Source organism: Streptomyces sp. Z26 (genome assembly GCF_003665095.1).
GTDB lineage: Bacteria > Actinomycetota > Actinomycetes > Streptomycetales > Streptomycetaceae > Streptomyces > Streptomyces phytohabitans.
This window is the reverse complement of sequence record NZ_RCHV01000002.1, coordinates 1241729-1268391: the sequence shown is the minus strand read 5'-3', so window position 1 is coordinate 1268391 and position 26663 is coordinate 1241729. Positions and strand designations below refer to the sequence as shown.

Genomic DNA, 26663 nt, shown 5'->3' with positions numbered 1-26663 from the left:
CGCGCCCCGCGCCGCCCGCGCGCGGCTAGGCTTGCGGCCAGCCGCGCCGGACGTACCGCGCCGGACGTACGCGGCACCGAACCAGCCGTACCCTCCACCCAGGCCAGGAGTGATCCCATGAGCGTTGCGACCCCCGCTGGAGGCGACACCACGGCGGCCCGCTCGTGGCCGGACGTACTGAGCGCCCTGCTCGCCGGCCAGGACCTGGACGCGGACGCGACGGCCTGGGCGATGGACCGGATCATGCGCGGGGAGGCGACGGACGCGCAGATCGCGGGCTTCGCGGTGGCGCTGCGGGCCAAGGGCGAGACGGTGGAGGAGATCTCCGGGCTCGTCCGGACGATGTACGCCCACGCCAACGTCATCGAGGTGCCCGGCCCGACCGTCGACATCGTCGGCACCGGTGGCGACCGCGCCCGTACGGTCAACATCTCCACCATGGCGGCGATCGTCGTGGCCGGTACGGGCGCCCGCGTCGTCAAGCACGGCAACCGCGCGGCGTCCTCCGCGAGCGGCGCGTCCGACGTGCTGGAGAAGCTGGGCGTCAATCTGGAGCTGACGCCGAAGCGGGTGGCGGAGGTCGCGGAGGAAGCCGGGATCACGTTCTGCTTCGCGGTGAAGTTCCACCCGTCGCTGCGTCATGTGGCGGGCGCGCGGCGGGAGTTGGGCATCCCGACGTCGTTCAACTTCCTCGGCCCGCTGACGAACCCGGCCCGCGTACGGGCCCAGGCCACCGGCGTCGCGGACGCCCGGATGGCGCCCATCCTCGCCGGGGTGCTCGCGGAACGCGGCTCGTCCGCGCTGGTGTTCCGCGGTGACGACGGGCTGGACGAGCTGACGACGACGGCCACCTCGACGGTCTGGACCGTACGGGACGGTGCCGTGCTTCGCGAGTCGTTCGACCCCCGGGACCTGGGCGTCGACCTGGTGCCGGTGGAGGCGCTGCGCGGGGCGGACGCCGCGTACAACGCGGACGTGGCGCGGCGGCTGCTGGACGGTGAGCACGGGCCCGTACGGGACGCGGTGCTGCTGAACGCGGGTGCGGCGCTCGTCGCCCTGGAGCCGTCGGACGGGCCGCTGGCGGACCGGATCGCGGCGGGCGCGGCCCGCGCGGCGGAGTCCGTCGACTCGGGCGCGGCGAAGGCGGCGCTGGAACGCTGGGTGGCCGCGAGCAACGCGTGAGGCGCGGCGGCGCCCCGGGGACCGTACGTCCCGGGGCGCCGCCGTACGTCTCCGGGTGCGCCGGAGGGCCCGTGGCACCGGGCCCGTGTCCACCACGTGGACGGCGACTTCAGCCCTCGGCCGGAGCTGTGGCACACTCTTCGGCAGGTCACGAGTGACAGCGATCAAGGCCCCGGCCCGCTGTCCGGCAACCCTCCTTCCGTGGCGGGGTGCCCCGGGTGATGACCGGGCCGCAGGCAGCGAGGTCTGCGGCAAGCGCGGACTCCTCACGCCAGGGGTCCTGGCCCTTGAGGGAGTGCCGTCGTCATGTCCGTGGATACCGCCGTCCTGTGTGAGCCCGTCACCCTGCCCACCGGCACCGCTCCCGGAACCGCCCCCGCACCCGCCTCCCCGGCGCCCACCGGCCGCCGCGCCTCCACGGACGCCCCGCTGCCCGTCCTCGGCGACGACGTCCTCGCCCCCCTCGTCACCGGCGGCGAGGTGTTCTACGCCGCCCTCGACTACGCCGCCAGCGCCCCCGTCCTCCGGCGCGTCTGGGACGACGTCGCCGCGTACGCCCCGTACTACGGCAGCGTCCACCGCGGCGCCGGGCACCTGTCGCAGGTGTCGACGCGGCTGTACGAGGAGAGCCGGGCCACCGTCGCCCGCTTCCTCGGCTGCCGCCCGGACGACGAGGTCGTCTTCACCCGGGCCACCACCGACTCGCTGAACCTGCTGGCCCGCGCGCTGCCCACGGACACCCGGGTGTTCGTCTTCGAGACCGAGCACCACGCGTCGCTGCTGCCGTGGCGCGGCCACCGCACCACCTGCCTGCGCGCGCCCCGTACGCCGGACGAGGCCGTCGCCGCCCTCGACGAGGCGCTGCGCGCCGCGCCCGCCGGGCCGAAGCTGGTGTGCGTGACGGGCGCGTCCAACGTGACGGGCGAGATCTGGCCCGTACGCGAACTGGCCGCCGCCGCCCACCGGCACGGCGCCCGGATCGTCCTGGACGCGGCGCAGCTGGCGCCGCACCACCCGGTGGACGTCACCGAACTCGACGTGGACTGGGTCGCGTTCTCCGGGCACAAGCTGTACGCGCCGTTCGGCGCCGGCGTGCTGGCGGGCCGTACGGACTGGCTGCGCGCGGCCGAGCCGTACCTCGCGGGCGGCGGCGCCAGCAAGCGCGTCGCCCGGGACGCCGACGGCGCGCTGGACGTCGAGTGGCACACGGGTGCGGCCCGGCACGAGGCCGGTTCACCGAACGTCGTCGGGGCCTACGCCCTCGCCGCCGCCTGCCGCGCCCTGGAGGAGGCCGGGTTCGACCGGCTCGTACGGCGCGAACAGCGGCTCCTCGCGCGGGTGTTGGACGGCCTCGCGGACGTCCCCGGCGTACGGGTGCTGTCCCTCTTCGGGCCGCAGGCGGAACGGGTCGGGGTGCTGTCGTTCGTCGTGGACGGCTGGAACAGCTCGCACTTCGCGGCGGCGCTGTCGGCCGAGTACGGCATCGGCGTGCGCGACGGCATGTTCTGCGCGCACCCGCTGCTGCGCGCCCTGCTCGGCGGCGCCCCCGACGAGCCCGGCGAGTGCGGCGGCGCCCCGGCGCCGGACGCGGGCACGGGCGAGCGGTCGCTGAACGCGGTCCGGGCCAGCTTCGGCGCGGGCACCCCCGACGAGCACGTCGACCGGTTCGTACGGGCCGTGCGCGAGCTGGTCACCGAGGGCCCCCGGTGGACGTACCGCACGGAGGACGGGCGCTGCGTGCCGGACGAGGACGCGGCGACGGCCGCGGGCTGAACCCGTAGGACAGGCGGAGCCGCGAACGGGGCGCCGGGGGCCGGGAGTCGGGCCACGGCGCCCCGTCCGCGTACGGCGTGGCGCGGTCCCCGCGCGCGACTTCTACGCGTCGAGGCCGATCGCGAAGGCCGCCTCCAGGTCGTGCTGCGAGTACGTGCGGAACGCGATGTGCGTCTCCGTCGCCAGCACCCCCGCCACCTTGCTGATCCGGCCCGGGATGACGTCCGCGAGGTCGTCGTGCCGCGCCACCCGCACCATCGCGACGAGGTCGTGCGCCCCGGTCACCGAGTACACCTCGCTCACCCCTTCCAGGGCGGCGATCTGCTCGGCGATCTCAGGGATGCGATCGGTGCTGCACCTGATGAGCACGATCGAGGTGATCATGGGGTGATCCCTTCGTCGGGTACGGCCCGCGGCGTCCGTGACGGGCCCGCTCACTCTAGAGGAGCCCGCGCCCCCGGATCGCGAGGGTAGGGGGCGTCACAGGGTGCCCGCGCGCCGAGCGGGTAGGGGAGCGGGTACCGGTGCCGCGCGGAGCGGATCGGGGCGGCCCGGCGACGGCGCGTCCCGCTCGGCCCACGCGGCCCGGCACGGGTCGTAGGGTGACGGGCGGCAGCGCGGCGCCTACGGTACGGAGCGGCACGCAACGACACGTAGCGACACGGGCGGTGCGAAGCGGTACGAGTGAGATCGCGGAGCACCCGGAAGGAAGTGGACGGCACATGACGGTCCCCCAGCCCACGGCGGAGACGCGCTGGCGCTGCACCCTGTGCGGGAATCTGACACGGTTCGACGTCACGCGCTCCAGCAAGGTGGTCGAGTTCGTCCATCTGGACCTGGCGGGGGAGGCGACGACGGAGGAACGCGAAGTGCTCAGTGAGACCATCGAGTCCGTCCGGTGCCGCTGGTGCAACGCGGCCGACCAGATCGAGCTGGTGGACCGGCCGGGCGCAGAGGTCTGAGGAACGGGCGGTGTGAGCGGTGGTGGAACGTACGGGCGGTGAACGCGAGGATCGCGACCCGCCGGACGAGACACTCGACCGCCCCCTGCCCGAAAAGGTGCGCCACCGGGTGGTGACCCTCGCCGGGGACGCTTTCGGCGGCCTCACGGTGGCCGAACTCCCCGCGCCGCTGCGGCAGTACGCGCGGTTCACGCCGCAGCGGCGCGTGAAGTTCGGCGGCAACGCGATGGCGGCGGCACTCGCCGGGGACACCGTCTTCCGGCAGCGCGTCGCCGAGCGGCTGCGGGAGATGCTGCCCGAGCTGGCCACCGTCGTGGAGTCCGGCGCGCCCCCGGCGGCGGCCGACCCGGTGGAGGTGGCGGCGGTCGCGTACGTGCTGCGCCCGCCGGACTGGGTGAAGCTCGTCGTCGCCGCCGGTGAGGAGGCGCAGCGCGCCCAGGAGGAGCGCGCCGGTGAGGAGACCCGGCGCGAACTGGACCGGCTGCGCGCGGAACTGGTCGAGCTGCGCGCGGCGACGCGCGGCGACGCGGACCGCGCCCGCGCGGAGCTGGACACCGTACGGCGTGAACTGGAGGGCGCGCAGCGCAGGTTGCGCGGCGCGCAGAGCGACGTGAAGCGCGGCGAGGCGGAACTGCGCCGGACCCGCGCCGAGCTGGACGACGTACGGGCCGCCGCGGCCGCCGACAGGAGCGCCGCGGACGGCGAACTGCGCCGCGCCAAGGCCCGGCTGGCGGAGACCGAGGCGGCCCTGGAGGCGGGGCGGCGCGCGGCGCGCGAGGGGCGCAGCGTCGAGGACATGCGGGTACGGCTGCTGCTGGACACCGTCCTGGAGGCGGCGCAGGGGCTCCGGCGGGAGCTGGCCCTGCCGCCGGTGGAGGAGCGGCCCGCGGACACCGTCGACGCCGTCGAGCCCGGCCGGATGACGCCGCGGGACATCGCGGCGCGCGCCCTGTCGGAGACCGACCCGGCCCTGCTGGACCAACTGCTCGCGCTGCCGCAGGCGCACCTGGTCGTCGACGGCTACAACGTCACCAAGTCCGGCTATCCGACGATGCCCCTCGACAAGCAGCGGCTGCGGCTGCTGGGCGGGCTGGCGATGCTGGCGGCGCAGACGGGCGCGGAGATGACGTGCGTCTTCGACGGCGCCGAACTGGCCGTGCCGGTGCTGCTCGCGCCGCCGCGCGGGGTGCGGGTGCTGTTCAGCAAACCCGGCCAGACCGCCGACGAGTTGATCCGCAGGCTGGTCCGCGCCGAGCCGTCCGGGCGGCCCGTGGTCGTCGTCTCCTCCGACCGGGAGGTCGCGGACGGCTGCGCGGCGGCGGGCGCCCGCCCGGTCGCGTCGGTGCTGCTGCTCAACCGGCTCGCCCGCACCTGAGCGCCGTACGTCCGAGCGGCCCGCACGCGTACGCCGTCCCGTACCCGTACGCGCACCGGAGACGCCGGTCCGGGTCGGTGCGCGCCGGAACGGGCCCGCCGGGGGACTTGCCCGCTGTGGCCGTTGTGTCCCTTATCGCTCCTACGGAGTGTCAAGTGGCCGTAGCTGCGGGTGGGATGAGGGTAAAGAATGTGGTTCCGGCGAAGGTTTTTTCCCGAGGGATTTGATCCGATCAGATGCGCGTCGCTAGTGTCTGGGCTCGAACCTTCGCGCGGTCGACCACTCAACGGGAGTGGCGGCGGGGGTACCGCCTAGTTCCACGGCGTCCGTTGAGCGTCCGCGGTGGAGCCGGAGAGATGCCGGCAGGCGGCTGAGGAAGAAGGAGCTCGCCCCAGTGGCGTCCCACCGTCGTCCCAAGCAGCCGAGCCGCACCCGGGTCACCGTTCTCACGGCGACCGCTGCCGCTGCCGTCGCCATGACCTCCCAGGCCGCTTCGGCCGACGAGCCTTCGAAGCCGTCGAAGGAGGAGGTCAAGTCGAAGGTCGACAAGTTGTACGAGGAAGCCGAGGCGGCGACCGAGAAGTACAACGGCTCCAAGGAGAAGCGGCAGAAGCTCCAGAAGGAGGTCACCACCCTCCAGGACACCGTCGCGCGCGGTCAGGGTGACCTCAACGAGCTGCGGAACGGCCTCGGTTCGATGGCCTCCGCGCAGTACCGCAGCGGTGGCATCGACCCCACCCTCCAGCTGTTCCTCTCCTCCGACCCGGACAGCTACCTCGACAAGGCGTCCACGGTCGACCAGCTCGGCACCAAGCAGACCGAGGCGCTGGAGAAGATCCGCAGCAAGCAGCGCAGCCTCGCGCAGCAGCGCGAGGAGGCCAAGGACAAGCTCGCGGACCTCAGCGAGACCCGCAAGCAGCTCGGTGCGAAGAAGAAGACCATCCAGGGCAAGCTCGCCCAGGCGCAGACGCTGCTCAACAAGCTCTCCGAGAAGGAGCGCGCCGCCCTGGAGGCGAAGGAGCAGCGCGCCAACCGCAGCGCCGGCGACCGCGCCGACCTCGGCAGCGACGTCCCCGCCTCGCAGCGCGCCAGCGCCGCCCTCGCCGCCGCCAAGGGCAAGATCGGCTCCCCGTACGTGTGGGGCGCGACCGGCCCCAGCTCGTTCGACTGCTCCGGCCTCACCTCCTGGGCGTACCAGCAGGCGGGCGTCTCGCTGCCGCGCACCTCGCAGGCGCAGGCGGGCGCGGGCACGACGATCGGGCAGTCCGAACTCAAGCCGGGCGACCTGGTGCTGTTCTACGGCGACCTGCACCACATCGGCCTCTACGCGGGCAACGGCCAGGTGCTGCACGCCCCGAAGCCGGGTGCGAGCGTGCGCTTCGAGTCGATCAACAACATGCCGTTCCAGTACGGCGTACGGGTCGGCTGACCCACGGCCACGTGACGGCCGACGCGCGGCCGTACGCGTAACCGGCGCGCATCCACACGTCGTTCGTCCGGGTGATTCCGTACGACGGCCGGTGACCGTCCCGCCCCGTCGATGACCTGCGTCATCGGCGGGGCGTTCGCGCGTGTGCGCGGGCTTTCCGTACGGCTGAGTCACCTGGACCCCCTGTGATCGCGCGGTTACATTCTGCGGGCGTATTTCGCGTTCGAAGCGACGCCCTAGCAGAAGGAGCACGCCCGTCGTGTCCTCACACCGGTCCCATCGGCGGCCTCCCCGCCCCGGCACGGGCTGGCCCGCCCGGGTCACCGTGCTGACGGCCGCCGCGTCCGCCGTGGCAGCTCTCACCTCGTCGATGGCGGCGGCGGAGCCCGACGAGGGGAAGGCCACGTCGTCCGGCACGGCCGGGGCGCGCGTCGACCGGCTGTACGAGCAGGCGGAGCGGGCCACCGACAAGTACAACGGGGCGGCGGAGCGCGTCACCACGCTGCGGAAGCGCGTCGAGCAGCTCCAGGACGAGGCGGCGCGCGGGCAGGCGAAGGTCAACCGGCTGCGGAACGCGCTGGGTTCGCTCGCCGGGGCGCAGTACAGATCGGGCGCGGTCGACCCGACCGTCGCCCTCATCCTCTCCTCCGACCCGGACGGCTACCTGGACCGGGCCGCCACGCTCGACCGCGTCGGCGACCGGCAGCGCGGCCAGCTGCGGGAGTTCGAGAGCGCCCGGCGCGCCCTGGAGCAGCGGCGTACGGAGGCTGCGGGTACCCTCGAACGGCTGGGCACGCAGCGCGCGGAGCTGCTGCGGCACAAGAAGTCCGTGCAGGCGAAGCTCCGTTCGGCGCGGCGGCTGCTGGACCGGCTGACCCCCGACGAGCGCGCCGAGCGCGACCGCGCGTCCCGCGGCGTCCCGCGCGACGCGGCGCCGGGCGGCGCCGAGGCGTCGTCCGGGCGGGCGTCGTCGGCGCTGGCGGCGGCCCAGCGCGCGGTCGGCTCGCCGTACGGCTGGGGGCAGGCGGGCCCGTCGTCGTTCGACTGCTCCGGCCTGACGCAGTGGGCGTACGGGCAGGCGGGCACGTCGATCCCGCGCACCTCGCAGGCGCAGCGCTCGGCGGGCAGCCACGTGCCGCTGTCCCAGGCCCGCCCCGGGGACCTGGTGATCTACCGCGCGGACGCCAGCCACGTCGCCATGTACGCGGGCAACGGGCAGGTGGTGCACGCGCCGCAGCCGGGCGCGCAGGTGCGGTACGACCCGGTCGGCATGATGCCCGTGTCCGCCGTGGTCAGACCCTGAGCAGGAGGCGGCGCCCGCCCCTGTGGTGCCGCCTCCGGCGCGCTCCCGGCGCGCACGCCCGCACCGTACGATCGCCCGTGTGGGCGACGGGCGGCGCGGGTGGTGGGTGCGGTGGCTGGGCGGGCTGCTGCTGCTCGCGCTGGTGCTGCCGGTACGCGGCGCCGGCGGGGCGTACGAGGACCGGCGCGCGGCCGGGGCGGGCATCCAGCGGGCGCTGGACGGGCAGGCCGACGCCGTGCTCGCGGGTGACCGGGACGGCTATCTCGCGGCCGTCGACCCGGCGGCCCGCGGCTACCGCGCGGCGCAGCGCGCCGTCTTCCGCAACCTGTCGGTGCTGCCCCTGGCGCAGTGGTCGTACCGCGTCGAGGACTTGCGGCTGCGCGGCGCCCGCGCCGAGGCGGACGTACGGCTGCGCTACCGGCTGCGCGACTACGACCGGGTGCCGGTGACCGCCGTCGAGAAGCTGGACTTCGCGCGCCGTGACGGCCGTTGGTACGTGGCGGCGGAGCGGGCGGGCAGCGCGCGTCAGCTGTGGGAGCAGGGCCGGGTGTCGGTGCTGCGCGGGAAGCACAGCCTGGTGCTGAGCGTCGACGGGCGTCCCGGCGCGGACGGCTCGATGCTCCGCGCCGTCTCCGCGGCTGCCGACCGCGCCGTCCCCGCCGTCTCCCTCTCCTGGCCGCGCCCCTGGCCCCGGCGCCTCGTCGTCGAGGTCCCCGCCACCTCGAAGGCGCTGGCCGAACTCCTCGGCGCGCCCGGCGCGTCGTACGAGGGCATCGCCGCCGTCACCACCGGTACCGGTGGCGGCACGTCCGCGCCCTCGGCGCGTGTCCTGGTCAACCCGGAGGCGTACGGGGTGCTGAGCGGGGAGGGGCGGCAGGTCGTGATGACGCACGAGACCGTCCATGTCGCCAGCCGCCCGTACACCACCGACGTCACCCCGCTGTGGCTGTCGGAGGGGCTGGCCGACTGGGTCGGCTACCGCGGCACGGGCCGCCCGCCGTCCGACGCCGCGCCCCAACTCGCCCGCGCCGTCCGGGAGGACGCGCTGCCCGAGGGGCTGCCCGGCGACGACGAGTTCCGGTTCGACGCGGCCGCCGACGCGCTCAGCCGGGCGTACGAGGGCGGCTGGCTCGCCTGCCGGATGATCGCGGACCGCTGGGGCGACGCGCGGCTGATGGCGTTCTACCTGGAGGTGGGCGCGCGGCGGGGCGGTGGTGGCGACGAGGGGCGGGAGCGCGCGGTGGACGCGGCGCTGCGCGACGTACTGGGGCTGGAGCGCGCGGAGTTCGTCGCGCTGTGGCGGGCCTACCTGCGGGAGGAGCTGGCCTGAGCGCGGCCCCCCGTGCCGTCCCCGTCGTCGGGGTGCCCCGCGTCCGCGCCGGTCGCCGTGCCCGTACGCGCCCCCGCCGCCGTACGCTCCCCGGTCGCCCGTGCCGCGTGCCGTGGCCCCGACCGTCCCGTCCGCCACGGCGGCACCGCCGCCCCCGCCGCCTCCCGCGCGCCGGGTACGGCGCCCGCGCGGCGCGGCTCGGTCACCGTCGTACGCCACAGCCGTACGCACGCCAGCACGGTCGCGGCCACCAACAGCCCGTTCCGCACCGCCAGCAGCGTTACGCCGCGTGCGTCGCTGGCGACGACGTGCGCGAACCCCAGCGGGAACTCCAGCAGCGTCACCCCCGTCGCCACCACCACGAGCAGCGCGGGCGGCGTCTGTCGGCTCGCCCGCAGCGACACGCACACCGCCGCCAGGCCGACCAGCCACAGCATGTACTGCGGGCTGATGACCCGGCTCGTCGTCGTGAACACCAGCACCGCCGCGAACGCCGCGTCCGCCGCCGTGCTCTCCGTCCACTCCACCGCACGCACCCGCCACAGCAGCAGCCAGCCGAACCCGAGCAGGCTGAGGCCGAGGGACACGTCGCTGACGACGTCCACGTACGGGCCGAGGAACTCCACCGACCCGTAGTTGAGCAGCACCTGCCCCTCCCAGCCGTGGTGCCGGGCGACGTGGAAGACCAGCGAGCCCAGCGACTCCACCTCGGTCCCGCGGTCCCGCTGCGCGGTGAGGAAGTCCAGCGCCCCGGGCATCGTCGCGGCGAACACCGCGGTCCCCGCCAGGGCCGTGCCCGCCGCGGTCGCCCACACCGCACGGGCCGTCCGGCCGCGCCCCACGCCCACCAGCAGCAGCGCGGGCCACACCTTCAGCAGCGCCCCGCACGCCGCCAGGGCCGCCGCCGTACGCGGTCGCCGCGCCAGCGCCAGCAGGGCGGCGACGGCGACGGCGGTGACCAGCAGGTCGTAGCGCGCGTACGCGGTCGGGCCGAGCAGCGGCACGCCCACCGTCCAGCACCAGGCGCCCGCCGTACGGCCGCCGGGGCGGCGCGAGGCGCGCAGCAGCAGCGCGAAGGCGGCGGCGTCGGCCGCGCACATGAGGACGAAGAAGGCCGACGCGTACTCCAGGAACGGCAGCGCCCCCGGGGACAGTACGGCGAGCGCGGCGCCCGGCGGGTACTGCCACGTCACGTCGTCCAGCGGGAAGCTGCCGGTGCGCAGCACCTCGGACCAGGTCCGGTAGATCACCGACACGTCGGTGGTCACGTCGGGGCCGGGCACGGTGAGGACCTTGAACACGGTCAGCAGCAGCACGGCCCGGGTCGCGCACCAGAGGGCTACGGGGAGGCGCATCCGAAGACCGTACAGGCCGCGCCCGGAGCGTACGGGCCGCCCCTGCGGCGGGCCGACCGCCGGGTACTGTCGTCAGCGATGCACAAGACCCTGATCGTCACCAACGACTTCCCGCCGCGTCCGGGCGGGATCCAGACGTTCCTGCACAGCATGGCGCTGCGGATGGACCCGGAACGGGTCGTCGTCTACACGTCGAGCTGGAAGCGGAACGCCGAGGGGCGCGCCGCCACCGCGCGCTTCGACGCGGAGCAGCCGTTCACCGTCGTACGGGACCGGGCGACGACGCTGCTGCCCACCCCGCGCGTCACCCGCAGGGCCGTGGCGCTGCTGCGCGAACACGGCTGCCGCTCCGTGTGGTTCGGGGCGGCGGCGCCGCTCGGGCTGATGGCGCCCGCGCTGCGCGAGGCGGGCGCGGAACGGCTCGTCGGCACCACGCACGGGCACGAGGCGGGCTGGGTGCAGGTGCCGTTCTTCCGGCACATCGTGCAGCGGGTCGCCCGCCACACCGACGTCCTCACGTACCTCGGGGAGTACACCCGCAGCCGGATCGCCGGGGCGCTGCCCGCCGACACCGCGGCGCGGATGGTCCAACTCCCGCCGGGCGTCGACGAGAAGACGTTCCACCCCGACTCGGGCGGCGCGGCCGTACGCGAGCGGCTCGGGCTGCGGGACCGGCCCGTGGTAGTGTGCGTGTCCCGGATGGTGCGGCGCAAGGGGCAGGACACGCTGATCGCCGCGATGCCGCGCGTCCTCGAAGAGGTGCCGGACGCGGTGCTGCTGCTCGTCGGTGACGGGCCGTACCGCCCGGCGCTGGAGAAGCTGACCGTCGCCACCGGCGTCTCCGACGCGGTGCGCTTCACCGGCCCCGTGCCGTGGGCCGAACTGCCGGCGCACCACGGCGCGGGTGACGTCTTCGCCATGCCGTGCCGTACGCGCAAGGCGGGGCTGGAGTTCGAGGGCCTGGGCATCGTCTACCTGGAGGCGTCCGCCACCGGCCTGCCCGTCGTCGCGGGCGACTCCGGCGGCGCGCCCGACGCCGTACGGGACGGCGAGACCGGGTGGGTCGTACGGGGCGGGTCGCCCGACGCCGTGGCCGAGCGGCTGGTCCCCCTGCTCCGCGACCCGGAGCTGCGGCGGCGGATGGGGGAGCGCGGCCGGGCGTGGGTCGAGGAGAAGTGGCGCCGGGACCTGCTGGCGGAACAGCTGAAGGAGCTGCTGTAGGCGCGCTCCGTGGGCGCCCGGGGCGCGGGTGCCGGTCGGCGTCCGCCGCGCCGGGGTTCGGGTAGGGTGCGGGCATGTTCGCGCAGACGACCCGTGACTGGTGGTGGACCGCTCATCCGGCGGCCCACTGACTGCGCGTACCCTGCACCGACGCGAAGGCCGCCCGAGGGGCGGCCTTCGGTGTGTCCGGACCGGGCACGCGGCGGCCGTTCCTCCGCCCCGTACCCGGAAGGAACACCCCGATGCCCCGACCCGGCACCCCCGCACCGGACGCCCCGCCCCCACACCTACCGCCCGCCCCCACCCCCGCTCCGGCCGCGCTCCGCTCCGTGCTCGACGGCCTGCTGCGGCCCGGCGCCCCGCCGTTCGCGCTGCTGCGGCGCCGTACGCCCGGCCGCGACCACGCCGTCGTGGAGCTGCTGACCGGTCCCGTACGGGAGGTCGCCTCCCTCGCCGAACTGCCCGTCCCCGCCACGGGCGCCCTCGCCCTCGTCCCGTTCCGGCAGATCCGCGAACGCGGCCTCACCGCCCACGACGACGGCACCCCGCTGGCCGTCCTGGTGCCCGACGAGACCCGCGAACTGCCCCTGGACGCCCTGCTGGACGCGCTGCCCGCGCACGGCGTGCGCGTGACGGACGGCGCGTTCGACGTCGCGGACGGCGCGTACGAGGAGACCGTGCGCGCCGTCGTACGGGACGAGATCGGCACCGGCGAGGGCGCCAACTTCGTCATCCGGCGCGACTTCCACGGCACCGTCCACGGCTTCTCGCGCGCCGACGCGCTCGCGCTGTTCCGGCGGCTGCTGAGCGGGGAGCGCGGCGCGTACTGGACGTTCGTCGTGCACACCGGCGACCGGGTGCTGGTCGGCGCCAGTCCGGAGGTGCACGTGCGGATGAGCGGCGGCACCGTCGTCATGAACCCCATCAGCGGCACCTACCGCTACCCGCCCGAGGGCCCGACGGCCGACGGCCTGCTGGACTTCCTCCGCGACCGCAAGGAGCGCGAGGAACTGTCGATGGTCGTCGACGAGGAACTGAAGATGATGAGCGTCATCGGTGACCGCGGCGGCGTCGTCGTCGGGCCGCGGCTCAAGGAGATGGCGCACCTGGCGCACACCGAGTACGAGCTGCGCGGCCGGAGTTCGCTGGACGTACGGGACGTGCTGCGCGAGACGATGTTCGCGGCGACGGTCACCGGTTCCCCGGTCGAGAACGCCTGCCGCGTCATCCGCCGCCACGAGCCGCGCGGCCGCGGCTACTACGGCGGCGCGCTCGCCCTCCTCGGGTGCTCCGCCGACGGCCGTACGCAGACCCTCGACTCACCGATCCTGATCCGTACCGCCGATGTCGACGCCGCGACCGGGCGGCTCCGCGTCCCCGTCGGCGCCACCCTCGTCCGGGCCTCCGAACCGGCCGCCGAGGTCGCGGAGACGCACGCGAAGGCGGCCGGGGTGCTGACGGCGCTGGGCGTACGGGAGGCGCCCGTACGCGCGTCGGGCGCCCGGCCCCGGCTGGCCGAGGACCCGCGGGTACGTGCGGCGCTGGAGGCGCGGCGGGCGGGGCTCGCGCCGTTCTGGCTGCGGATGCGGACCGGGGAGGGGGACGACGGTGGGGTGGGCGCGCCGGGGGAGGGGCGCGGGCACGCGTTCGTGGTGGACGGGGAGGACACGTTCACGTCGATGCTGGCGCACGTGCTGCGGGCGTGCGGCTTCGCGGTGACCGTACGGCGCTTCGACGAGCCCGGCGTACGGGAGGCCGCGCTCGGCCACCGGGGGCCCGTCGTGCTGGGGCCGGGGCCCGGCGATCCGCGTGACGCGGGCGACCCGAAGATGCGTTTCCTGCGGGGTCTGGCCCGCGACCTGCTGCCGGGGGACCGGACACCGGGCGGGCACGCGTACGGGGACGGGCACGTGCACGGGCTGCTGGGCGTGTGCCTCGGCCACGAGCTGATCGCCGCCGAACTCGGCCTGGAACTCGTCCGCAAGGCCCGCCCGTACCAGGGCGCGCAGGAGCCGGTCGACCTCTTCGGGCGCACCGAGACCGTCGGCTTCTACAACTCGTACGCCGCCCACTGCGACGACCGGGCCGCCGACCGGCTCGCGCTGCGCGGCGTCGAGGTGAGCCGGGACGGCGCCACCGGCGAGGTGCACGCGCTGCGCGGGCCCGGCTTCGCGGGCGTGCAGTTCCACCCCGAGTCCGTGCTGACGCTCGACGGCGCGGGGATCACCGCCGAACTGCTGGCCGCCGTACGGGTCTGAGGACCGTACGGGTCGCCGGGGCGGTGGCGTACGCCCGCACGCCACCGCCACCGCCACCGCCACCGCCACCGCCCCGGCACCCGCCGCCCGTCACACCGACCGCCCGCCGCCCGTCAGCCGAAGAACACCCCCGCCTCCTCGTACAGTTCGGGCGGCACCGTCTTCAGCCGGGCCGTCGCCTCCGCCAGCGGGACGCGCACGATGTCCGTGCCGCGCAGCGCGACCATCGTGCCCCAGTCGCCGTCCCGCACCGCGTCGATCGCGTGCAGCCCGAAGCGCGTGGCCAGCCAGCGGTCGAACGCGCTGGGCGTGCCGCCTCGTTGGATGTGACCCAGTACGGTCGTCCGCGCCTCCTTGCCGGTGCGCCGCTCGATCTCCTTCGCGAGCCACTCGCCCACCCCGGACAGCCGGACGTGCCCGAACGGGTCCGTCGACCCGTCCTTCAGCACCAGCTGCCCGTCCTTCGGCATCGCGCCCTCCGCGACGACCACGATCGGCGCGTACGTCGCCCTGAAGCGCGACTCCACCCAGCCGCAGACCCGTTCGATGTCGAAGCGCTGCTCGGGGATCAGGATGCAGTTGGCGCCGCCCGCGAGCCCCGAGTGCAGCGCTATCCAGCCCGCGTGCCGCCCCATCACCTCCACGACCAGCACCCGCATGTGGGACTCGGCGGTGGTGTGCAGCCGGTCGATGGCCTCCGTGGCGACGTGCACGGCGGTGTCGAAGCCGAAGGTGTAGTCGGTGGCGGACAGGTCGTTGTCGATGGTCTTCGGGACGCCGACGCAGTGCACGCCGAACTCGTCGGTGAGCCGCGCCGCGACGCCGAGGGTGTCCTCGCCGCCGATCGCGATGAGCGCGTCCACCTCGTGCTTCGCCAGGGTCTCCCGGATGCGCCGGACGCCGTTCTCCTCGTGGAACGGGTTGGTGCGCGAGGAGCCGAGGATGGTGCCGCCACGTGGCAGCGTGCCGCGCACGGCCGGGATGTCCAGCCGTACGGTGTCGTTCTCCAGCGGACCGCGCCATCCGTCCCGGAACCCGACGAAGTCGTAGTCGTACCGCTGCACACCCTTGCGGACGACCGCCCGCATCACCGCATTGAGCCCGGGGCAGTCTCCGCCACCGGTCAGCACACCGACCCGCATGGGAATGTTCCCTTCTCACGTGGACGCGACAGCCGCCACGCTAGCGGTGATGCAGATCACATGGGGATGGTGCGGACGGCGCGGATTCCCTGCCACGGCGGGGCGAAACGGACCTGCGGCATCCCGCACGCTCACCCGTACGAGCGACCGCTCGAACGCGCGCGGTGACGGCGTGCGCCGGGGCCCGCGCCGGGGCACGCCGTACGGACGCGGTCATTCCGCGTCGTCGAGTCCGCGCTCTATCGCGTACCGCACCAACTCCACGCGATTGTGCAGCTGGAGCTTCCCCAGGGTGTTCTGCACGTGGTTCTGCACGGTGCGGTGGGAGATGACGAGGCGTTCCGCGATCTGCCGGTAGCTGAGCCCCTTCGCCACCAGCCGCAGCACCTCCGTCTCGCGGTCCGTCAGCTGCGGCACCCCGGGGTCCGCCTGCGCCCGCGACGCGGGCTCGGTGGCCAGCCGACGGTACTCACCGAGCACCAGACCGGCCAGCCCCGGCGTGAACACCGGGTCCCCGGCGGCCGTCCGGCGGACCGCGTCCACCAACTCCTCGGTGCTCGCCGACTTCACCAGATAGCCCGTGGCGCCGGACTTCACCGCCTCCAGCACGTCCGCGTGCTCCCCGCTCGCGGACAGGACCAGCACCCGCAACTCCTGCCGTACGCCGAGCAGTTCGCGGCAGACCTCGACGCCCGGCTTCGCGGGCAGGTTCAGGTCCAGCACCAGTACGTCCGGCAGGGCGGCCAGCGCGCGGCGTACGGCCTGCTCCCCGTCGCCCGCCGTGGCCACCACGTCGAACCCGTGCTGCTCCAGGTCGCGGGCGACCGCGTCGCGCCACATCGGGTGGTCGTCCACGACCATCACCCGCAGCGCCGCCGGGCTCGCCCCGCCCGCCGCGCCGTCCCGCGCGTCCTGCGCCCCGCCCCGTACGGGCTCCCGCTCAGTCATGTTTCGGCACCCTCAATTCCACCTCGGTCCCCTGTCCCGGCACGGACACCAGCTCAGCCGTGCCGCCCAGTTCCCGCAACCGCCCCCGGATGGACAGCGCGACCCCCATCCGGCCCTCCGCCTCCGCGTCCGCCAGCCGCCCGGCGGGGATGCCGGGGCCGTCGTCGCGGACGGTGACCAGCACCGCGTCCGGCTCGTCCTCCAGCAGCACCCACGCCCGCGCGTCCGCACCGGCGTGCCGCCGTACGTTGTCCAGGGCGGCGCCGACGGCCGCGCACAGCTCGTGCGCGGCCGTCGCGGGCAGCGGTACGGGGGTGCCCGGTCCGGAGAACGTCACCCGCGCCGACGCCTCGCCCGCCAGCAGCGGATGCAGGTCGACGGTGCCGCCCGGCCCGTCGCCGCCCTCGCCGTGGTCGCCCTCGTCGCCGTGCCCGCCGCCGTCCGGCCCCGCGCCGCCGTACGCCCCCGGCCCGGCATCCGTACGGGCCCCGGTCCCGACGCCCGTACCGGACAGGCCACCCGTGGCGGGCGCCCGCGCCGAGACCAACGCGCGCAGCGCCACCTCCTGTTCGCCCGCGAGCCGCCCCAGTTCGGCCGCCTCGCCGCCGAGGTTCGTACCGCGCCGCTGCACCATCGCCAGCACCTGGAGCACGCTGTCGTGGATGTCCCGGGCGAGCCGTTCCCGTTCGCGGGTGGCGGCCTCGATACGGAGGGCGCGGGCGAGGGTGCGTTCACTGGCGCGGGCGACCTCGACGACGTAGCCGATGGCGATGCTGGCGACGCAGACCAGCAGGACGTTGTGCAGCGTCTCGCGCGTCGCGCCGCCGCGCGCCAGCAGGTTGACGGCGCCGACCAGCGCGGAGGCGCCCGCGCCCCAGCGCCAGCCGCCCTTGACGGCGCAGCCGAGGACGGCGCCCGCCGTCCATATCGACGGCAGCGTGGTGACGCCCTCCGCCAGCCGCTCGGACGTCGCCACGTAACGGGTGAGGACGATGCCGGTGAGGGCCACCGCCAGGTCGCCCGCGAGGAACGGGAGCGTGCAGCGCTCGGCGGACAACGTCTTGCCGAAGGTGCAGGCCGTCCACGCCGCCAGCGCGACCATGTAGACGTGCGCGCCGAGCGGATGCGCGTACTCGCCGTACGCGACGTGCAGCCCGATCGCGTAGAGCAGCGTCGCCACCCGGTACCCGGTCAACGCCTGCCACAGCGGCTGCTCGACCGACATCGTCGTCGCGGCCATCGGCTGTCCCCCCCCCGTTCGTGCCCCGCGGCGTCGCTACGCCGCTCTCCGCTCGCCGTCCTCCCGGCGCCCCGCGGCCCCCGCCGCGTGCTCCCCGCCCCGCGGGGCCGGTGCCGTGTCCGCGGCCCCGTCGGCCGTCACGGACCGCGCCGCCCGCTCGGCATCCTCGGCCCGCTGGGAGCTTTCGGCCTTCGCCGCCTTCTCGGCGTCCGCGATACGGCGCTTGGCGGCCGTGGCGTACTCGTCCACGTACTCCTGCCCGGACAGCCGCATGATCTCGTACATCACCTCGTCCGTCACCGAACGCTGGATGAAGCGGTCCCCGTCCATGCCCTGGTAGCGGCTGAAGTCCAGCGGCCTGCCGATCCGGATGCCCGGCCGCATCACCTTCGGGACGACCTGGCCCGGCGGCTGGATCTTCTCCGTGTCGATCATCGCCAGCGGGATCACCGGGGCGCCGGAGAGCAGCGCGAGCCGGGGCAGGCCGCCGGGCTTGCCGCGGTACAGCCTGCCGTCCGGGGAACGGGTGCCCTCCGGGTAGATGCCGAACAGCTCGCCCCGCTCCAGCACGTCCAGCCCGCTGCGGATCGCGGCCTCGGCCGCGCCCCGTACGCCCGACCTGTCGACCGGGAGCTGCCCGACGCCCTTGAAGAAGGCGGCCGTCAGCCGGCCCTTGACGCCGGGTGAGGTGAAGTACTCGGACTTCGCGATGAAGGTGATCTTCCGGTCCAGTATCGCGGGCAGGAAGAAGGAGTCCGAGAACGACAGATGGTTGCTCGCCAGGATGGCGGGGCCGCTTTCGGGGATGTTCTCCAGACCTTCCACCCAGGGGCGGAAGACCAGTTTCAGTGAGCTGCCGACCGACAGCTTCATGGCGCCGTAGAGCAACCGGGACCTCCTGTGTCCGACGCCCACGAGCCTATCCCGCTGCCCGCGCCTCCGTTCCCGACCGGCGTGCGGGCGGCGTACGGCGAAGTGCGCGCGCCCCCTGGCGTCCCGGGCGCTGACGGACCCGCGTACGACGAATTACAGTGTGGGCACAGCCGCCCGCCGCGAACGGAGTCCCACGGTGCCGCTCATCCCAGGAGCCGAACCGATGCGTCATGAGGGGTCGGAGGTCGGAGTCCTCCTCTGCCACGGCTTCACCGGTTCACCGCAGTCGCTCCGCCCGTGGGCCCGCCACCTGGCCGACGCGGGGTACACGGTGTCGCTGCCCCTCCTCCCCGGCCACGGCACCCGCTGGGAGGACCTGGCGGCCACCGGCTGGCAGGACTGGTACGCCACCGTGGACCGGGAGTTGCGCCTCCTGCGGGACAGCTGCGCACAGGTCTTCGTGGCCGGTCTCTCCATGGGCGGCGCGCTCGCGCTGCGGCTCGCGGCCCGGCACGGCGACGCGGTCGACGGCGTCGCCGTGGTCAACCCGGCGTGCACGTTCCCCCGGCTGTCCGGGTACGCGCTGCCCGTCGCGCGCCACCTCGTACGTTCCACGAAGGGCATCACCGACGACATCGCGAAGGAGGGCGCCCACGAGCTGGGGTACGACCGCGTGCCGCTGCACGCCGCCCACTCGCTGCGCGGGTTCTTCGGGGTGGTGCGGGGCGAACTCCCGGAGGTGACACAGCCGTTGCTGCTGCTGCACAGCCGTACCGACCACGTGGTGCCGCCCGCCGACTCCGCGCTGATCCTCTCGCGGGTGTCCTCCGAGGACGTCACCGAGACGCTGCTGGAGCGCAGCTACCACGTCGCCACGCTGGACCACGACGCGGAGCGCGTCTTCGCGGACAGCGAGGGCTTCTTCTCCCGGATCGCGGCAGGGAAGGCGGCTCGTGACGGGGCGTGACGCCGGAGCCGGCAAGGGCGACGAGTCGGAGCCCGTGCTGCCGCCGGACGAGGAGGCGGCCTGGGCCGCGATCGTGGCGGCGTACGGCGACGTACCCGCCGTCGGCCTCGGCGACGGGGACGGTGACGGGGACCGGGGCGACGACGGCGGCGACCGGCGTACGGGTGCGGGCGCGGGTGCCGTTCCGGGCAAGGGGCCCGGCGCGGCCGACGGCCGGGCCGAGGACGCGGACGCGGACGGGGACGCGGAACGGCCGGAGGGCGACGCCCACGACGGCGACGCCGACGGCGCACGGGACGACAGCGGTCGGCGCGAGCCGGACGGCGACACCCTCACCCGGTCCGCCGACGACGGACGGGACGGCGCGGACGGCGGCGGGCCGCCGGTCGTCCGGAGCGTCACCGTGTACGCGGCGGGCACCGGGCCGCGCGACTGGACCGGCGCGGACGAGGACGACGAGGGGCACTTCGTACCGCCGGAACCGCCGCCGCTGCCGGAGGCGGACCCGACGACGAAGTTCGCCTGGATCGCGGTGCTCGGCGGGCCGCTGCTGCTGCTCGCCGCCGTGCTGTTCCGCTTCGACATGACCTGGTGGATCGTGACGCTCGGCGTCGGCGGCTTCCTCGGCGGCTTCGGCACGCTGGTGGCCCGGATGCGGGACGACCGCGACGACGACGGCTTCGAGGACCCGGGGCGCGGCGCGGTCGTCTAGGCGGTGTCCGGCCAGGCGGTGTCCGGCGCCCGCCCGTGGTCGGCGCGGGCGTGCGCGCGGGCCGCGAGGCGTTCGGCCGCGGCGGCCACGAGACCGCGCAGGGCGTCCGGCCGTTCGACGACGAACGGCCGGTCCAGGGACGCCAGTACGCCGGGCAGCCAGTCGAGGCTCTCCACCCGCAGCTCGACGCGGTGCCAGCGCCCGTCGGTACGTTCCGCCGCCGCGGTACCCTCCGGGGCCTGCGGGGTCCGCGTCTCCTCCGGGATCTCCGTCACGCGCGCCACGCTCGCGGGCAGCCGCGCGCGGATCGCCCCGAACGTGGCGTGGACGCGCAGCGTCACCTCGTGCCGGTACGGGGCGTCGGCGAAGCCGGCGAGCAGGCGGGCCGCCGGGTCCCGCTCCGGCGGCGCCTCGAACGTGCCGGGCAGCGCCCTGGCTTCCGCGACGCGGTCGAGCCGGAAGGTCCGTTCCCCGCCGCCCGTACCGCCGTCCCCGTCCCCGTCACCGGGGTCCGCGTCGGGGTCCGCGCCGGTCACGTACCACCGCCCCGCGTGCACCACCACGCCGTACGGGTGCAGCACGCGGTCGCTGCGCCGCCCGTGGCGGTCGGTGTACCGGAGGGCGACCGGCCGCCGATGGCGTACGGCGTCGGCCAGCGTGAGCAGCGTCCCGGTGTCCGGCGGGGGCGCGGTCGTGGCCGGCGGGAGCGTGCCGGACGGCTCGGTGAGGGCGAGGGTCTCCAGGACCGCGTCGAGTCGGCGGGCGAGCGGGGCGGGCAGCACGCGCCGGATCTTCGCCGCCGCCGTCTCGCCCGCCGTGTCGGCCATCGGGCCGCCCGCCGTCAGCAGGCCCGTACGCCGTCCGGCGACCAGGCCGAGGAGCACGGCGAGCGCCTCGTCGTCGTCGAGCATGAGCGGCGGCAGCCGGTAGCCCGCGGCCAGGCGGTAGCCGCCGTACCGTCCCCGTACCGCCTCCACGGGGATGCCGAGGTCGGTCAGCTGCTCCACGTACCGGCGCACGCTGCGCCCGTCGACGCCGAGGCGGGCGGCCAGTTCGGCGCTCGTCCGGGTGCCGCCGGACTGGAGCAGCTCCAGCAGGGTCAGCACGCGGCCGGTGGGTCGGGACATGGCCCGAGACTATTGGGGGGACGCGTGATGCGTCCGGGATAGTGGACCGGAACCGTCCACTATCCGTCCTAGCGTGCGGAACACCAGGTCACCGCACCCCAGGAGAGCACCATGGACTTCGTCTCGATCCGCGTCATCACCGACGACCTCCCCCGCCTCGTCGCCTTCTACGAGCGCGCGACCGGCCTGCGCGCGGACCGGTACACCGACGACTTCGCCGAACTCCGTACGCCCGGCGCGACGTTGGCCCTCGCCAGTACGCGTACCGTGCCGCTGTTCGCGCCGGGCTCCTCCCGCGCGGCCGACAACCGCAGCGTGATCATCGAGTTCCTGGTGGACGACGTGGACCGGGTGCGCGCGAACCTGGCCGGTCTCGTCACCGACTTCGTGACCGAGCCGACCACCATGCCGTGGGGCAACCGGGCGCTGCTGTTCCGCGACCCCGACGGCAACCTCGTCAACTTCTTCACGCCCGTCACCCCGGAGGCCGTCGCGAAGTTCGCCCGCTGACGCCCGCCGCCGTACGACCCCCGCCCCCGTACGACCCGGCAGCGTGCGCCGCCGCGACGCTGCCCGCATCCGGCAGTGCGCCCGCGCCGCCCGCGCGCCACGATCGAGGGGCCGACACGTCCGACACCTCCGGCGCTCCCGGCGCCGGTACGGCCGATGCGAGGAACGGGGGGCTGACCGTGCTGACACTGACACTGCTGCTGGTATTCAGCCTGGTGACACTGCTGACCGGACGGCTCGTCTCCCTCGAGCTGCGCCGCGAACGCGAACGGGCCGAGGCGGGGCGCAACGGCGCGAGCTGACCCGGCGGGCCCCGGAGCTACGCCGCTGCCGCCGCCGGTACGCGCAGCGCCGCCAGCACCGGCAGATGGTCGGTGGCCGCGCGCAGGTCGCGGCCGGTGACGCCCGGGAGCCCGACGGGGACGCCGCAGCCCAGCACCTCCACGCCCTCCGACGCCAGTACCGCGTCGATGCGCTGGTGCGGGTCGTCGGGGGTCGAGGTGTACGCGCCGCCCCACGGCCGTACCGCCCCGCAGTCCTGCAACGCGCCCGCCAGCCGCCGGAACGCGCGCCCGTCCGGCCGCTCGTTGAGGTCGCCCGCCACCACCGCGTGCGGCGTCGCCGCGTGCGGCAGCCGGTCCAGCAACAGGCCCGCCTGCGCGCGCCGTTCGGCGGCCTGGAGGCTGAGGTGGCAGCTGACGACGGCCAGCCGCGCCGAGCTGCCGAACCGCAGGACGGCCGTGGCCAGCCCCCGCCGGTGCAGTCCGGGCGTACGGGGGAGCAGCACGTCCTCGGTGTGCTCGACGTGCGCGCGCAGCGACGAGAGGATCATCGGGCCGCTGGCGGTGGCGCCGCCCGTGACGTAGCAGAGGTCCGTACGGCGGCCGAGCCACGCCGCGTACTTGCGCCAGCGGAAGAAGCGCGGCGCCTCCTGCACGCAGAGCACGTCGGGCGCGCACGCGCGGATCACCCGGGCGAGCGCCTCGCGGTCGTCGCGCAGGGAGCGGACGTTGTAGCTGAGGAGGCGGACCACCGCGGACCCGTCGGGCTCCGTCTTCGATCCGGGAAGGTCCGCAAGGTCCGCGTACGTCATGCCACCGAGCGTAGTACGCGCCCGCCACGGCCGGGAGGCCGTAGGGACGAGGTGCGGTCGCCGCCCCCGCGACGTACGAGGCGGGCCGGGGAACGTGCCCCGACCCGCCTCGCCGTACGATCGCGCGCGGTGCGCCGTCAGCCCTGCCGGGCCAGGTCCGCCGCGCCCACGAGGCCCGCCTCGCCGCCGAGTTGGGCCGCGAGCACCTGCGCGTGCGGGCGCCACTGGCCGCCGACCAGCCAGCGCTTGAACGACTTGCGGATCGGGTCCAGCACCAGGTCGCCCTCGTCCGAGACGCCGCCGCCCACGATGAACGCCGACGGGTCGAACAGCGAGGCCAGGTCGGCCAGTCCGGCACCGGCCCAGCGCGCCAGCTCGCGGAACGCGTCGACCGACACCGGGTCGCCCGCCCGCGCGGCCTGGCTGACGTGCCGCCCCTCGACACCCTCCGGGGTGCCGTCGCCGAGGCCGAGCAGCACCTCCGCGTTCTCGGGCGTCGCGGCGGCACGCTGCTGCGCGTACCGCACGAGGGCCCGGCCCGACGCGTACTGCTCCCAGCAGCCCTGGCTGCCGCAGCCGCACAGCAGGCCGTCCGGGACGACCCGGATGTGGCCGAACTCCGCGGCCACGCCGAAGCGTCCGCGGTGCAGTCTGCCGCCGATGACGATGCCGCCGCCGAGGCCCGTGCCGAGCGTGATGCACACGACGTCGTCGTGGCCCTGCCCGGCGCCGAAGCGGTACTCGCCCCAGGCCGCCGCGTTCGCGTCGTTCTCCACGACGACGGGCAGCCCGACGCGCTGCTCCACCTTGTCCTTCAACGCCTCGTGGCGCCAGGCGATGTTGGGCGCGAAGAGGACGGTGGCGCGCTTGTCGTCCACGTATCCGGCCGCGCCGATCCCGACGGCCTCCACGGGATGCTGGGCGCTGACCTCACGGACCGCGTTCCCGATGGCGTCCACGACGCCCTCCGCGGTCGGCGGAGTCGGCACCTTGCACGTCTCCAGGATCGTGCCCTCTTCGTCGACCACGCCGGCCGCGATCTTGGTGCCGCCGATGTCGACGCCGATGGTGAGTCCCATGTATCCCTCAGTTTTCGGTCGTTCCCCGCTGCGCATGAGGGTACCGGAGCGCACGGGGAGGCCCGGGGCGCGTCCGGTACGGGCGGACGGCCCGCGGGGGTTGGGGCCCAGTCCGGGGCTTCAGTCCAGGTCGATCCGCTGCGGCCCGTCGGGCCCGTCGTCGTCCGTGCCGCCCTTGCCCGGGTCCTCGCGGGTGCCCTTGCCGGTGTCCGCGCCGCCGGTCTCCGCGCCCGCTTCCTCGCCCGGCTCGGTCCGCGTCCCCGTCTCCGGGGCCGTCGCGCCGTCCGCCGCGTCGTGCGGCGTCAGCCGTACGTCCTCGGGCCGTACGTCCGCCGACCAGCGCCGCTCCTCGCCCTGCACCGCCGAACGGTACGCCGCCAGCAGCTCGTTGCCCGCCGTCGCGAGGTGGTCGAAGACCTGCGGGTTGCGCTCGACGACCGGCTCGACGACGGCGCGCGCCTGCGCGAACAGCTGCTGCGCGACGCCCTGCGCCGCGGCCTGTCCGGCCGGTCCGCCCAGCGGCTTGCCGAGGAGGCCGAACCGGTCGGCGACCGCGTCCGCGAGCCGCCGCAGCTCCTCGGCGGCGCTGACCGGCTGCGGCCCGTACTCGGTGCGGCGCCGCGCCTTCTCCGCGGCGAGGTCCTCCTCACAGGCGGTCGCCCAGGCGTCCTCGTCGGGCTCGGCTGCGGGGCGCTCGGCGGCGGCATCGCTCATGACGGCTCCTACGGGGCGGCACGGTCGTACGGAGACAGGGGTGTCTCCCGACGGTACCCGAACAGCCCCACCCCGTGGACCGTGCGCGCGCTCAGCCCGCGCCGTCCGGCCCGTCGCCGTCGCTCGCGCCGCTGTCCCCCCGCGGCCACAGCCGCGCGTCCGGCGCGCACCGCACGCGCAGCTCGCCGTCCGCCAGCGCCGCCCCGGTGACCCGGCACCGGCGGAGCGCCGGGGGGAGCGGCAGCCTGCGGGCGTACGGGCCGACCGTGACGGCCAGTTCGTCCCCGTGCCGTACGAGCCCCACCGCGTCCCGCTCCGCGCCCGGCAGCGGCAGCCGCCAGTACAGCAGGCCCTCCGCGGCGAGCCGGTCCTCGACCGAGCCGAGCACCGGGTCTCCGGGGCGCGCGCCCGCCGACCCGTCGTCCGGTACGCCCGTGGGCGCGGGCACCGGTAGTTCCGCCAGGTCGCGCGGGCCGCGCGGTTCCCGCCCCAGGTGCGGGAGTTCGGTCACGGGGGCGCCGCCGGCCGCCGCGCGCAGCTCCGCCAGCGCGGCCCGCTGCCGCGCGCCGTACGCCGCCGCCCACGCGCCCGGCCCGGCTCCCCGCCCGGCCTCGGGCCCCGCCTCCGCCTCGGCCCCCGCCGGCAGTACGCGGTTCGCGACGACCGCGTCGACCCGCAGCCCGTACAGCGCCACCCCGCCCCGTACGGTGCGCAGCGCCCGCGCGGCCAGCTCCCCGGTGGGCTCGGCGACGAGCCGTACGGAGGTGCCGGGGGCGTCCACCACGCGCTGCACGGCGGCGAGTTCGCGTTCCACGCGGGCGGCGGCGCCGTACAGCCACTCCGCGGGCATCGGCACCCCGGCGAGCTGCGCGAGGACCGGGCGCAGTGCCCGCGCGGCCCGTTTCTCCGGCGGCAGCAGGCGGCGCAGGTAGCGGCGCAGCTGTCCGGGGAGGGCGAGCGCGGCGAGCGCCCGCGGGGCGGGTGGCAGGTCCACGACGACGACGTCCCAGGCGGGGGAGTCGCCGGGGGAGTGCGCGGCGCGCAGGGCGTGCAGGAGGGCGAAGGTGTCGGCGCCGGGCAGCGGGGTGAGTTCGTCGGCCGACAGGGGCTCGGCGCCCGCGAGTTCGAGCACGGCGCGGCCGTGCCGCTGGACGGCCGCCGCGCGCTCGCGGAAGTCACCGTCGGTGTCCGCGCGCGCGGCCCACAGCCCCGGCGCCGCCGTGACGGCGACGGGCCGCGCGCCGTACGCCGTGCCCGGCGCCGCGTCGAGCACGGCCTCCAGCACGCCGTGGTCCGCGGTGGTCAGCAGCAGCGTCCGCGCGCCGTCCCGGGCCGCGGCCAGCGCGGTCGCCGCCGCGACGGTCGTACGGCCCGCGCCGCCCGCGCCGGTGACGAGCACCGTACCGGCGCCGGGCGCGGGCGCCGGGTGCGCGAGGGGCTCGCGGTCCGCGACGGGCCCCGGCACGTGCGCCGCCTGCTCCGCGCCGTCCGGCGTCCCGGGGGCGGCCGTCTCAGGAACGGCCGTCTTTCGGCGCGTCCGCCGCGCCGCCCCCGGCGGCGTCGCCCGACTCGACGCGCTTCTTCAGCCCGTCCAGCGCGCGGTCGATGATGACCTTCTCCGCCTTGCGCTTGATCATCCCCAGCATGGGGATCTTGACGTCCACGGTCAGCCGGTACGTGACCTCCGTGCGCGCCCCGCCGTCCAGCGGCGCCAGCGCGTACGAGCCGTCGAGGGCGCGCAGCATCTGCGAGGTGACCAGCGACCAGCTGACCTCGTGCGCCCCGGTCCACTCGTACGCGAGCGTGTGCTCGTCCTTGATGGCCCCGGCGTCCAGCAGCAGCCGGACCTCCTCGGCGCGGCCGTCGGCGCCGGTCGACAGCACCTCGGCCTCCTTGACCTCGCCGGTCCACTCGGGGTAGCGGCCGAAGTCCGAGATCACGCCCATCACTTCGGCGGGTGCCGCGTCGATGGTGATACTGGAGCTGGTGTGTTCCGCCATCGCTGTGGCTCCTCCGCTTGCCCGTGCCGCTGCTGCGTCTGCGCTGGAAGGCTACCGCGCGGCCCCGGCG

General features: G+C 75.4%; 25 protein-coding genes and 1 riboswitch. Of the genes, 13 read left to right on the top strand and 12 right to left on the bottom strand.

The genetic code is table 11. From position 1 onward, the window contains the following. Positions 1 to 117: 117 nt before the first annotated feature. Together trpD and D7M15_RS05545 are read left to right on the top strand one after the other, a co-directional pair. Complete coding sequence (trpD, locus tag D7M15_RS05550) at positions 118 to 1182, top strand: anthranilate phosphoribosyltransferase (protein WP_121516467.1); 1065 nt, start codon at positions 118 to 120, stop codon at positions 1180 to 1182. A 146-nt stretch (positions 1183 to 1328) separates the two neighbouring features. Continuing rightward, positions 1329 to 1446: riboswitch (SAM riboswitch) on the top strand. Between the two features lie 42 nt (positions 1447 to 1488). Continuing rightward, a complete protein-coding gene (locus tag D7M15_RS05545) occupies positions 1489 to 2955 on the top strand; it encodes an aminotransferase class V-fold PLP-dependent enzyme (RefSeq protein ID WP_121516466.1) in 1467 nt (488 codons plus the stop codon). A gap of 102 nt (positions 2956 to 3057) precedes the next feature. Here D7M15_RS05545 and D7M15_RS05540 read toward each other — a convergent pair whose 3' ends face one another. Continuing rightward, positions 3058 to 3339, bottom strand: a complete 282-nt coding sequence (locus D7M15_RS05540; protein ID WP_121516465.1) for an Lrp/AsnC ligand binding domain-containing protein — start codon at positions 3337 to 3339, stop codon at positions 3058 to 3060. 338 nt (positions 3340 to 3677) lie between these two features. Between D7M15_RS05540 and D7M15_RS05535 the strand changes: the two genes are divergently transcribed. From D7M15_RS05535 to D7M15_RS05515, 5 genes are all read left to right on the top strand, one after another. Then, complete coding sequence (locus D7M15_RS05535) at positions 3678 to 3917, top strand: hypothetical protein (RefSeq protein ID WP_121516464.1); 240 nt, start codon at positions 3678 to 3680, stop codon at positions 3915 to 3917. A gap of 19 nt (positions 3918 to 3936) precedes the next feature. Further along, positions 3937 to 5292 carry an NYN domain-containing protein gene (locus tag D7M15_RS05530; protein ID WP_121516463.1) on the top strand — a complete coding sequence of 452 codons (1356 nt, stop codon included), beginning with the start codon at positions 3937 to 3939 and terminating at the stop codon, positions 5290 to 5292. Positions 5293 to 5686: 394 nt separating this feature from the next. Then, positions 5687 to 6721: a C40 family peptidase gene (locus tag D7M15_RS05525; protein WP_121516462.1), complete on the top strand. Its 1035-nt coding sequence runs from the start codon at positions 5687 to 5689 to the stop codon at positions 6719 to 6721. A 259-nt stretch (positions 6722 to 6980) separates the two neighbouring features. Further along, complete coding sequence (locus D7M15_RS05520) at positions 6981 to 8024, top strand: C40 family peptidase (RefSeq protein ID WP_240649140.1); 1044 nt, start codon at positions 6981 to 6983, stop codon at positions 8022 to 8024. Positions 8025 to 8103: 79 nt separating this feature from the next. Continuing rightward, the gene (locus D7M15_RS05515) at positions 8104 to 9354 is read left to right on the top strand and encodes a hypothetical protein (RefSeq protein WP_240649139.1); all 1251 of its coding nucleotides are present in this window, start codon (positions 8104 to 8106) and stop codon (positions 9352 to 9354) included. On the opposite strand, the gene D7M15_RS05510 is transcribed toward D7M15_RS05515, so the two are convergent. Next, positions 9330 to 10709 (bottom strand): glycosyltransferase 87 family protein, encoded by a 1380-nt coding sequence (locus D7M15_RS05510; RefSeq protein WP_121516460.1) that lies wholly within the window; start codon positions 10707 to 10709, stop codon positions 9330 to 9332. The genes D7M15_RS05515 and D7M15_RS05510 overlap by 25 nt on opposite strands. Before the next feature lie 78 nt (positions 10710 to 10787). Here D7M15_RS05510 and D7M15_RS05505 point away from each other — a divergent pair, with 78 nt between their 5' ends. Then, on the top strand, positions 10788 to 11930 hold the full coding sequence (locus tag D7M15_RS05505; protein WP_121516459.1) for a glycosyltransferase family 4 protein: 1143 nt from the start codon (positions 10788 to 10790) through the stop codon (positions 11928 to 11930). 242 nt (positions 11931 to 12172) lie between these two features. Further along, entirely contained in the window at positions 12173 to 14188 is a 2016-nt protein-coding gene (locus D7M15_RS05495; protein WP_121516458.1) for an anthranilate synthase family protein, read from the top strand. A gap of 113 nt (positions 14189 to 14301) precedes the next feature. Here the strand turns inward: D7M15_RS05495 and D7M15_RS05490 are convergent, their stop codons facing one another. The 4 genes from D7M15_RS05490 to D7M15_RS05475 form a co-directional block, all read right to left on the bottom strand. After that, the gene (locus tag D7M15_RS05490) at positions 14302 to 15330 is read right to left on the bottom strand and encodes a 6-phosphofructokinase (protein WP_121516457.1); all 1029 of its coding nucleotides are present in this window, start codon (positions 15328 to 15330) and stop codon (positions 14302 to 14304) included. A gap of 213 nt (positions 15331 to 15543) precedes the next feature. Further along, positions 15544 to 16191 carry a response regulator transcription factor gene (locus tag D7M15_RS05485; protein WP_121520257.1) on the bottom strand — a complete coding sequence of 216 codons (648 nt, stop codon included), beginning with the start codon at positions 16189 to 16191 and terminating at the stop codon, positions 15544 to 15546. Between the two features lie 79 nt (positions 16192 to 16270). Further along, positions 16271 to 17518 (bottom strand): DUF5931 domain-containing protein, encoded by a 1248-nt coding sequence (locus D7M15_RS05480; protein WP_240649138.1) that lies wholly within the window; start codon positions 17516 to 17518, stop codon positions 16271 to 16273. Positions 17519 to 17554: 36 nt separating this feature from the next. Beyond that, a complete protein-coding gene (locus tag D7M15_RS05475; RefSeq protein WP_121516456.1) occupies positions 17555 to 18406 on the bottom strand; it encodes a lysophospholipid acyltransferase family protein in 852 nt (283 codons plus the stop codon). A gap of 181 nt (positions 18407 to 18587) precedes the next feature. Between D7M15_RS05475 and D7M15_RS05470 the strand changes: the two genes are divergently transcribed. Both D7M15_RS05470 and D7M15_RS05465 read left to right on the top strand, forming a co-directional pair. Further along, positions 18588 to 19358, top strand: coding sequence for an alpha/beta fold hydrolase (locus D7M15_RS05470; protein ID WP_121516455.1), 771 nt, complete (start codon positions 18588 to 18590; stop codon positions 19356 to 19358). Continuing rightward, positions 19345 to 20070: a hypothetical protein gene (locus tag D7M15_RS05465; RefSeq protein ID WP_121516454.1), complete on the top strand. Its 726-nt coding sequence runs from the start codon at positions 19345 to 19347 to the stop codon at positions 20068 to 20070. The genes D7M15_RS05470 and D7M15_RS05465 overlap by 14 nt, the downstream gene beginning before the upstream one ends. Here the strand turns inward: D7M15_RS05465 and D7M15_RS05460 are convergent. Continuing rightward, positions 20067 to 21197 (bottom strand): WYL domain-containing protein, encoded by a 1131-nt coding sequence (locus tag D7M15_RS05460; protein WP_121516453.1) that lies wholly within the window; start codon positions 21195 to 21197, stop codon positions 20067 to 20069. The two genes, D7M15_RS05465 and D7M15_RS05460, sit on opposite strands and share 4 nt — an antisense overlap. A 111-nt stretch (positions 21198 to 21308) precedes the next feature. On the opposite strand from D7M15_RS05460, the gene D7M15_RS05455 reads away from it, so the two are divergent. Together D7M15_RS05455 and D7M15_RS29355 are read left to right on the top strand one after the other, a co-directional pair. Then, a complete protein-coding gene (locus tag D7M15_RS05455) occupies positions 21309 to 21707 on the top strand; it encodes a VOC family protein (RefSeq protein WP_121516452.1) in 399 nt (132 codons plus the stop codon). Positions 21708 to 21886: 179 nt separating this feature from the next. Further along, positions 21887 to 22009: a hypothetical protein gene (locus D7M15_RS29355; protein WP_276314429.1), complete on the top strand. Its 123-nt coding sequence runs from the start codon at positions 21887 to 21889 to the stop codon at positions 22007 to 22009. A 17-nt stretch (positions 22010 to 22026) separates the two neighbouring features. Here D7M15_RS29355 and D7M15_RS05450 read toward each other — a convergent pair whose 3' ends face one another. From D7M15_RS05450 to D7M15_RS05430, 5 genes are all read right to left on the bottom strand, one after another. Continuing rightward, the gene (locus D7M15_RS05450; RefSeq protein ID WP_121516451.1) at positions 22027 to 22800 is read right to left on the bottom strand and encodes an endonuclease/exonuclease/phosphatase family protein; all 774 of its coding nucleotides are present in this window, start codon (positions 22798 to 22800) and stop codon (positions 22027 to 22029) included. A 137-nt stretch (positions 22801 to 22937) separates the two neighbouring features. After that, positions 22938 to 23879: an ROK family glucokinase gene (locus tag D7M15_RS05445; protein WP_121516450.1), complete on the bottom strand. Its 942-nt coding sequence runs from the start codon at positions 23877 to 23879 to the stop codon at positions 22938 to 22940. Positions 23880 to 23999: 120 nt separating this feature from the next. Further along, on the bottom strand, positions 24000 to 24593 hold the full coding sequence (locus D7M15_RS05440) for a DUF5304 domain-containing protein (protein WP_121516449.1): 594 nt from the start codon (positions 24591 to 24593) through the stop codon (positions 24000 to 24002). 91 nt (positions 24594 to 24684) lie between these two features. After that, positions 24685 to 26058, bottom strand: a complete 1374-nt coding sequence (locus tag D7M15_RS05435) for an ArsA-related P-loop ATPase (RefSeq protein ID WP_121516448.1) — start codon at positions 26056 to 26058, stop codon at positions 24685 to 24687. A 46-nt stretch (positions 26059 to 26104) separates the two neighbouring features. Next, positions 26105 to 26593, bottom strand: coding sequence for an SRPBCC family protein (locus tag D7M15_RS05430; RefSeq protein WP_121516447.1), 489 nt, complete (start codon positions 26591 to 26593; stop codon positions 26105 to 26107). Between the last annotated feature and the right edge of the window lie 70 nt (positions 26594 to 26663).